Here is a 9072-nt window from a genome sequence, read left to right as displayed (position 1 = left end):
CTTCTCCGTCCGCGAGGGCGGATTCCTGGAGACTCCCGGCGACTTCGACCCCGGCTTCTTCTCCATGAGCCCGCGGGAGGCGCTCGCCACCGACCCCCAGCAGCGGCTGCTGCTGGAAACCGCCTGGGAGGCGTTCGAGCGCGCCGGAATCGACCCGGCGTCGGTGCGGGGCAGCCAGGCCGGTGTGTTCGTCGGCGCCTCGCCCTCCGGCTACGGCGCCGGAGTGAGCGAGATGCCCGCGGACGTGGAGGGGCTGATGCTCGCGGGCAACGCCACCTCGGTGGTGTCCGGGCGGGTGGCCTACACCCTGGGCCTGGAGGGGCCCGCCGTGACGGTGGACACCGCGTGCTCGTCGTCGCTGGTGGCCCTGCACTGGGCCTGCCAGGCGCTCCGTCAGGAGGAGTGCTCGCTGGCCCTGGCGGGCGGCGTCGCCGTCATGTTCACCCCCAGCATGTTCGTCGAGTTCAGCCGGCAGGGCGGGCTCGCGCCCGACGGCCGGTGCAAGGCGTTCGGCGCGGGCGCCGACGGCACCGGCTGGGCCGAGGGCGTGGGCCTGCTCCTCCTGGAGCGGCTCTCCGACGCCCGGCGCAACGGCCACCCGGTGCTGGCCGTCATCCGGGGCTCGGCGATCAACCAGGACGGCGCGTCCAACGGTCTGACCGCGCCCAACGGCCCCTCGCAGCGCCGGGTGATCCGCCAGGCGCTCAAGAACGCGGGCCTGACACCGGCCGATGTGGACGCGGTCGAGGCACACGGCACGGGCACCTCGCTGGGTGACCCCATCGAGGCGCAGGCCCTGATGGCCACCTACGGCAAGGAGCGGCCGGAGAACAAGCCGCTGTGGCTGGGCTCGCTGAAGTCCAACATCGGCCACTCCCAGGCCGCCGCCGGTGTCGGCGGGGTCATCAAGATGGTGATGGCCCTGCGCAACGGCATGCTGCCCAAGACGCTCCACGCGGACGAGCCGTCCAGCCAGGTGGACTGGACCGAGGGCGACATCCGGCTGCTGGCCGAGTCGACCCCCTGGCCCGAGACCGAGCAGCCTCGGCGGGCGGGTGTGTCCTCGTTCGGCATCAGCGGGACGAACGCGCACGCGATCCTGGAGCAGGCTCCGGCGGCCGAGGTGGCCGAGGAGACCCGGGCCGAGGTCGCCGACGGTCCGCTGGCCTGGGTGGTGTCCGGCCGTAGCGCGGCGGGTCTGCGGGCCCAGGCGGGCCGGCTGCGGGAGTTCGTGGCGGAGCGTCCGGAACTGGGCGCGGCCGATGTGGCGTTCTCGCTGGTGGCGTCGCGGTCGGTGTTCGAGCACCGTGGGGTGGTGACGGGCGCCGACCGTGCGGAACTCCTGGCGCGGCTGGGCGCGTTGGCCGACGATGAGGTCGCCTCGGGTGTGACGCGCGGTGTGGCCGATGTCCGTGGCCGCTCGGTGTTCGTGTTCCCCGGTCAGGGTGCGCAGTGGATGGGCATGGCGGTGGACTTGCTGAAGTCCTCGCCGGTGTTCGCGGAGGCGATCGGCGAGTGTGAGACCGCCCTGTCGGCCCATGTGGACTGGTCGCTGACCGAGGTGCTGCGCGGCGCCGAGGGTGCCCCCGGTTTCGACCGGGTGGACGTGGTGCAGCCGGTGTTGTTCGCGGTGATGGTGTCGCTGGCGAAGTTGTGGCGTTCGATGGGTGTCGAGCCGGACGCCGTGATGGGTCACAGCCAGGGCGAGATCGCCGCGGCGTGTGTGGCGGGCGCGCTGTCGCTGGCGGACGCCGCCAAGGTGGTGGCCCTGCGGTCGCAGGCCATCGCCGCGGGTCTGGCCGGCCGCGGTGGCATGGTGTCGGTCGGACTGCCGGCGGACCAGGCCAAGGAGCGCATCGCCGCCTGGAACGGCGCGATCTCGGTCGCCGCGGTCAACGGCCCGGGATCCGTCGTGGTCTCCGGTGACCCGGATGCGCTGGACGAGATGGTCGCGGAGCTGGAGGGTGAGGAGGTCCGGGTCCGCCGGGTTCCGGTGGACTACGCCTCGCACTCGGCACATGTGGAGGCGATTCGCGAGGAGCTGCTGAAGGTTCTCGCGGACATCGCGCCGCGCTCCTCCGAGGTGCCGTTCCACTCCACGGTGACCGGTGAGCTGGTGGACACCGCCGGGCTGGACGCCGAGTACTGGTACCGCAACCTGCGGCAGACCGTCGAGCTGGAAACCACCACCCGCACCCTCCTGGGCAAGGGACACACCACCTTCATCGAGGTGAGCCCGCATCCGGTGCTCACCCTGCCGGTGCAGCAGACGGTGGAGGCCGCCGAGGCGCAGGCCGTGGTCGTCGGCACGCTGCGGCGTGACGAGGGCGGCCTGGAGCGGTTCCTGACCTCCGCCGCCGAGGTCTTCGCGCGTGGCAAGAAGGTCGACTGGCTCACCACACTGGAGAGCCGTGGCGCCCGCCGGGTCGAGCTGCCGACCTACGCCTTCCAGCGTGAGCGCTACTGGCTCGATGGATTCGGCCTGCCGCCCGGCGGAGAGGCGGCCGAGGTCACCGGCTCCGTCGACGCACGGTTCTGGGACGTGGTGGAGCGCCAGGACCTGGAGTCGCTGGCGGGGACGCTGGCGGTCGACAGCGAGGCGCCGCTGAGCGCGGTGCTGCCCGCCCTGTCCGCGTACCACCGCAACAACCGTGACCAGTCCACGATCGACGGCTGGCGCTATCGGGTGTCGTGGAAGCCGCTCTCCCAGATCGCCGACGGCTCGCTGTCGGGGACGTGGCCCGTGGTCGTTCCGGCGTCCCGCGCCGGGGACGAGCTGGTCTCGGAGGTCGTCGCCGGGCTCGAGCGGCACGGCGCGGATGTGGTCTCGATCGTGGTGGACGAGCGGGACCTCGACGCGAACACGCTGGCGGAGCGGCTGCGTCAGGTGGCCGCCGACGCACCCGAGCTGGGCGGGGTGCTGTCGCTGCTGGCCCTGGACGAGGAGCCCTGCCCGGGGTACCCGGCGCTGTCGGGCGGCTATGCGCTGACCCTGGTGCTGGTGCAGGCCATGGTCGAGGCCGAGATTCCGGCCCGGCTGTGGTGCGGTACGCGTGGCGCCGTGTCGGTGGGGCGTTCGGACCGGCTCACCAGCCCGGCGCAGGCGATGGTCTGGGCAATGGGCCGGGTGGCCGGGCTGGAGCTGGCACCGCTGTGGGGCGGTCTGGTGGATCTGCCCGAGTCGCTGGACGGGCGCGGTGCGGAGCGGCTGGCCGGTGTGCTGTCCGTCGAGGGCGGCGAGGACCAGGTCGCGGTGCGCGGCTCCGGTGTCTTCGTACGCCGTCTGGTGCGGTCGGCCGCGGCCGACGCCGAGGGGACCTCGTGGCAGGCGCGCGGCACGGTGCTGGTGACCGGTGGCACGGGCGGGCTCGGCGGCCAGGTGGCCCGCTGGCTGGTCCGTAGCGGTGCCGAGCATCTGGTGCTGACCAGCCGCCGCGGTCTCGAGGCCGAAGGCGCCGCCGAGTTGAAGGCGGAGCTGGAGGGCATGGGCGCCGAGGTGACGGTGGCCGCGTGCGACGCGGCGGACCGCGAGGCGCTCGCCGCCGTCCTGGACGCCGTGCCGGAGCACCAGCCGCTCACCGCGGTGGTGCACGCGGCGGGTGTCACGATCGCGGCCTCCCTGATGGAGACCGAGCTCGCGGACGCGGCGAGGGTGGTATCGGGCAAGGTGGCGGGCGCCGTCAACCTCGATGAGCTGCTCGGCGACCGTGAGCTGGACGCGTTCGTGGTCTTCTCGTCCATCTCCGGTATCTGGGGCGGCGGCAGCCAGGGCGTCTACGGCTCCGGAAACGCCTTCCTGGACGCGCTGGTGGAGCAGCGCCGTGCGCGGGGTCTGGCGGGCACCGCCGTCTCCTGGGGCCCGTGGGCCGAGGGCGGCATGGCGACCCGGGACGACGCGGGGGAGCAGTTGGCGCGGCGTGGACTGCCCGCGATGGCACCCGAGTTGGCGATCGCCGCGCTGGAACGCGCGGTGGCCGGGGACGACGGTGTGGTGACGGTCGTGGACGTGGACTGGGACCGGTTCGCGCCCTCGTTCACCGCGGTCCGCCCCAGCCCGTTCCTGAGCGACCTCGACGAGGTCCGGCGGCTGGAGGCCAAGGGCGACGGCGGCGAGAGCTCCGACGCCGCCGGGGCGCAGTTGCGTGAGCGGCTGAAGCCCCTCACCGAGGGCGAGCGGGACCGGGCGCTGCTCGATCTGGTGCGCAAGCACGCCGCCGCCGTGCTCGGTTACGCCTCCGCGGAGATGGTCGAGCCGAACCGGGCCTTCCGCGATCTGGGCTTCGACTCGCTGACCGCGGTCGACCTGCGCAACCGGCTGGCCGCCGAGACCGGTCTCAGCCTCCCCGCCACGCTGGTCTTCGACTACCCCAGCGCCACCACGCTCGCGGCGCTGCTGCGCACCGAGGTGCTGGGCACGACGTTCCCGGCGGTGGCCACCGGATCCGGGGCTCCCGCGGGTGTCGGCGCGGACGACGAACCCATCGCGATCGTCTCCATGAGCTGCCGCTTCCCCGGTGGGGTGCGGAGCCCGGAGGACCTGTGGCAGTTGGTCGAGAGCGGCGGTGACGCCATCTCGTCGTTCCCGTCGGACCGCGGCTGGGACCTGTCGGGCATGTACGACCCGGACCCGGACCGGCCGGGCACGTTCTATGCCCGTGAGGGCGGATTCCTCTATGACGCGGCCGAGTTCGACCCCGGCTTCTTCGGGATCTCGCCGCGTGAGGCCCTGGCCACCGACCCGCAGCAGCGGCTGCTGCTGGAGACCTCCTGGGAGGCGTTCGAGCGGGCGGGCATCAACCCCACCTCGGTGCGGGGCAGCCAGGTCGGTGTGTTCGTCGGCTTCTCGGGCTCCGGATACGGCAGCAGTCTGGAGACGGTGCCCGAGGATGTCGAGGGCCATCTGCTGACCGGCAACGCCGGCAGTGTCGTCTCCGGCCGCCTCGCCTACACCTACGGACTGGAAGGCCCCGCCGTCACGGTGGACACGGCCTGCTCGTCGTCGCTGGTGGCCCTGCATCTGGCCTGCCAGTCGCTGCGTCAGGGCGAATGCTCCATGGCGCTGGTCGGCGGTGTGACGGTGATGTCCACCCCGATGGCGTTCGTCGAGTTCAGCCGGCAGGGCGGTCTCGCGCCCGACGGCCGCTGCAAGCCGTTCGCGGCCGCGGCGGACGGTACCGGCTGGAGCGAGGGCGCCGATGTGCTGCTGGTGGAGCGGCTGTCGGACGCGCGGCGCAACGGCCACCAGGTGCTGGGCATCGTGCGGGGTTCCGCCGTGAACCAGGACGGTGCGAGCAACGGTCTGACGGCGCCCAACGGCCCGTCGCAGCAGCGGGTGATCCGCCAGGCGCTGGCCAGCGCCGGGATATCGGCCGCCGAGGTGGACGCGGTCGAGGCGCACGGTACGGGCACCTCGCTGGGTGACCCCATCGAGGCGCAGGCGCTGCTGGCCACCTACGGCAAGGAGCGTCCGGAGGGCCGCCCGCTGTGGCTGGGCGCGCTGAAGTCCAACATCGGACACACCCAGGCCGCGTCCGGACTCGCCGGTGTCATCAAGATGGTCATGGCGATGCGGCACGGCGTGCTGCCGAAGACGCTGCATGTGGACGAGCCCTCGCCGCAGGTGGACTGGTCGGTGGGCGAGGTGCGGCTGCTGACCGAGGTCACGGCGTGGCCGGAGACGGGTCAGCCGCGCCGGGCCGGTGTCTCCGCGTTCGGTGTGAGCGGCACCAATGTGCACACCATCATCGAGCAGGCCCCGACGGACGCCGAAGACGAGCGACCGGCCGAGGTGACGGCTCCCGACGACCGTGGTGCGGCTCCCTGGACGCTCTCCGCCCGGAGCGCGGACGGGCTCCGCGCCCAGGCGCGGCGGCTGCGGGCGCATCTGACGGCACAGCCGGAGCTGAGCCTGACGGACGTGGGCTACTCCCTGGTCGCCACCCGGTCGGTGTTCGAACACCGTGCCGTGCTGACGGGCACGGACCGCGCGGAGCTGCTGCGCGGGCTCGAGGCCGTCGCCACCGGCGAGGAGGCCCCCGGGGTCGTGCGCTCGGTCGCCGCTCCGACGGGAATCACCGCCTTCCTGTTCTCGGGCCAGGGCGCGCAGCGCCTGGGCATGGGACGGGAGCTGTACGAGGCGTTCCCGGTGTTCGCCAGTGCCCTGGACGAGGTGTGCGCGCATCTGGACATGCTGCTGGACCGTCCGCTGAAGGACGTGGTGTTCGCGGCGGAGGGCAGCGCGGACGCCGAACTGCTGGACCAGACGGCGTTCACCCAGCCCGCGCTGTTCGCCATCGAGGTGGCGCTGTTCCGGCTGCTGTCCGCCTGGGGTGTCGCCCCGGATGTGGTGATCGGCCACTCCATCGGTGAGATCGCCGCCGCGCAGGTGGCCGGGGTGTTCTCGCTGGAGGACGCGTGCACGCTGGTGGCCGCCCGTGGCCGGCTGATGCAGGCCCTTCCCGAGGGTGGCGCGATGGTCGCCATCGAGGCGTCCGAGGAGGAGATCGCTCCGTCGCTGGCCGGCCGTGCGGCCGAGGTGAGCATCGCCGCCATCAACAGCCCGACCTCTGTCGTCATCGCGGGTGACGAGGGAGCGGCGCTGGAGATCGCGGAGCAGTGGGCGGAGCAGGGCCGCAAGACCCGCCGCCTGAAGGTCAGCCACGCCTTCCACTCGCCCCGCATGGACGCGATGCTGGACGACTTCCGCAAGGTGGTCGAGGGGCTGTCGTTCGCCCCGCCCTCCCTTGCCCTGGTCTCCAACGTGTCGGGCAAGTCGGCGGGCGCCGATGAGGTGTGCTCGCCGGAGTACTGGGTGCGGCACGTCCGGGAGGCCGTGCGCTTCCTGGACGGGATGCGCTCCCTCGAAACCGCGGGTGCGACCAGGTTCTTCGAGGTGGGCCCCGACGGTGTGCTCTCGGCGATGGCGCGGGAGTGCCTGACGGTGGACGAGGCTTCGGCCCCCGTCGTGGTGCCCGCGCTGCGCAAGGACCGCCCGGAGGCCCAGGCGCTGACGACGGCGCTGGCCGAACTCCACGTCCACGGCGTCACCGTCGACTGGGAGGCCCTGTTCGCCGGGCAGGACGTCCGGCGGATCGAGCTGCCCACCTACGCCTTCCAGCGGCAGCGCTACTGGCTGGACGCCCCCGAGAGCGATGCCACCACCGGCCCCGCGTCCGTGGACTCGGTCGACGCCCGGTTCTGGGACGCGGTCGAGCGTGCGGACCTGGAGGCGCTGACCACCGCGCTGAACGTGGACGGAAACGCCTCGCTCACCGAGGTGCTGCCCGCCCTGTCGTCCTACCGCAAGGGCCATCGTGAGCGCTCCACGGTGGACGGCTGGCGCTACCAGATCGCGTGGACCCCGGTCTCCGAGCTCTCGGAGCGGGCGCTGACCGGGACCTGGATGGTCATGGTCCCGCGGTCGCACGCCGACGACGAGCTGGTCACCTCCGCGGTGACCATGCTGGAGCGGCAGGGCGCGCAGGTGGCGCGGATCGTGCTCGACGGCGCCGCGGACATCGACCGCGCGGCGGTCGCCGAGCGGCTGCGCACGGCGGTCGAGGGCGCGTCGGACGGGGCCGTCGGCGGGGTCCTCTCCCTGCTGGCCCTGGACGAGAGCCCCAGCCCCGAGCACGCCGTCGTGCCCCAGGGGCTCGCGCTGAACCTCATCGCGTTGCAGGCACTCGTGGACGCCGGTGTCGAGGCCCCGCTGTGGGTGGCGACGCGCGGCGCCGTGTCGGTGACCGGCTCCGACACCCTGCGCAGCGCCGCGCAGGCGCAGATGTGGGGCCTCGGCCGGGTCGCCGGTCTGGAGCACCCCCGGCTCTGGGGCGGTCTGGTCGACCTCCCGGAGACCCTCGACGAGCGGGCCGCGAACCGGCTGTCCGGTGTGCTGGGCGGCGGCGCGGGCGAGTTCGAGGACCAGGTGGCGGTGCGTACGTCCGGCGTGTTCACCCGGCGTCTGGCGCGGGCCGCCGCCCCGCAGACCACGGCTCGGCCATGGAGCGCGCGGGGCTCGGTGCTGGTGACCGGCGGCACCGGGGGAGTGGGCAGCCAGGTGGCCCGGTGGCTGGCACGCGCCGGCGCCGAGCACCTGGTGCTGACCAGCCGCCGTGGCCTGGAAGCCGACGGGGCCGCCGAACTGCGCGACGAACTCACCGCGCTGGGCGCCGAGGTGACCATCGCGGCATGTGACGCCGCCGACCGCGACGCCCTGGCCGCCGTACTGGCCGCCATCCCGGAGCGGCATCCGCTCAACGCCGTCGTGCACGCGGCGGGTGTCCTGGACGACGGTGTCCTGGACTCGATGTCGGTGGAGCGGGTCGCGGGCGTGCTGCGTCCCAAGGTGGACGGGGCCCGTCATCTGCACGAACTGACCGAGGGCCTCGACCTGTCCGCGTTCGTGCTGTTCTCCTCGCTCGCCGGAGCCATCGGCGGCGCCGGGCAGGGCAGTTACGCGGCGGCCAACGCCTACCTCGACGCCCTGGCGCAGCAGCGCCGGGCCCAGGGACTGGCGGCCACCTCGGTCGCCTGGGGCCCGTGGGCCGAGGGCGGCATGGCGGTCGACGGGGCGCTGGAGGAGCGGCTGCGGCGCGGCGGTATGGCCGCGATGACCCCGGAGCTGGCGGTCAAGGCCCTCCAGCAGGCCCTCGACCTCCAGGAGACGCACCTGGCCATCGCCGACCTCGACTGGGAGCGCTTCGTACCCTCCTATGTCGCCGTTCGGGGCAGCCGGCTGCTGGACGAGGTTCCCGAGGCACGCCGGATCCTGGAAGCCGCGATGGGCGGCGGCAGCGCGGCGCAGTTCGAGACCGGTGGCTCGGAACTGCGTGAGCGGCTCGCCGGAATGTCGGAGGCGGAGCAGGAACGAGCGCTGCTCGACCTGGTCACCACGCAGGTGGCGATGGTGCTGGGCTTCCCGTCGGTGGAGCTGGTCGAGTCCCAGCGGGCCTTCCGCGAGCTCGGCTTCGACTCGCTGACCGCCGTCGAACTGCGCAACCGGCTGGACGCGGCGACGGGCCTGCGCCTGCCCGCGACGATCGTCTTCGACCACCCGACGCCGGTCGCGCTCGC

Annotated in this window: 1 protein-coding gene; it reads left to right on the top strand. The window is 73.3% G+C overall.

Going from position 1 to position 9072, the window contains the following annotated elements; genetic code table 11:
- Positions 1 to 9072: type I polyketide synthase (locus KN815_RS30445; RefSeq protein ID WP_216345089.1), on the top strand; the 9072-nt coding region annotated here is incomplete at both ends.

This window comes from Streptomyces niphimycinicus (genome assembly GCF_018883605.1).
Taxonomy (GTDB): domain Bacteria; phylum Actinomycetota; class Actinomycetes; order Streptomycetales; family Streptomycetaceae; genus Streptomyces; species Streptomyces niphimycinicus.
This window is presented reverse-complemented; position numbering and strand designations above follow the sequence as displayed.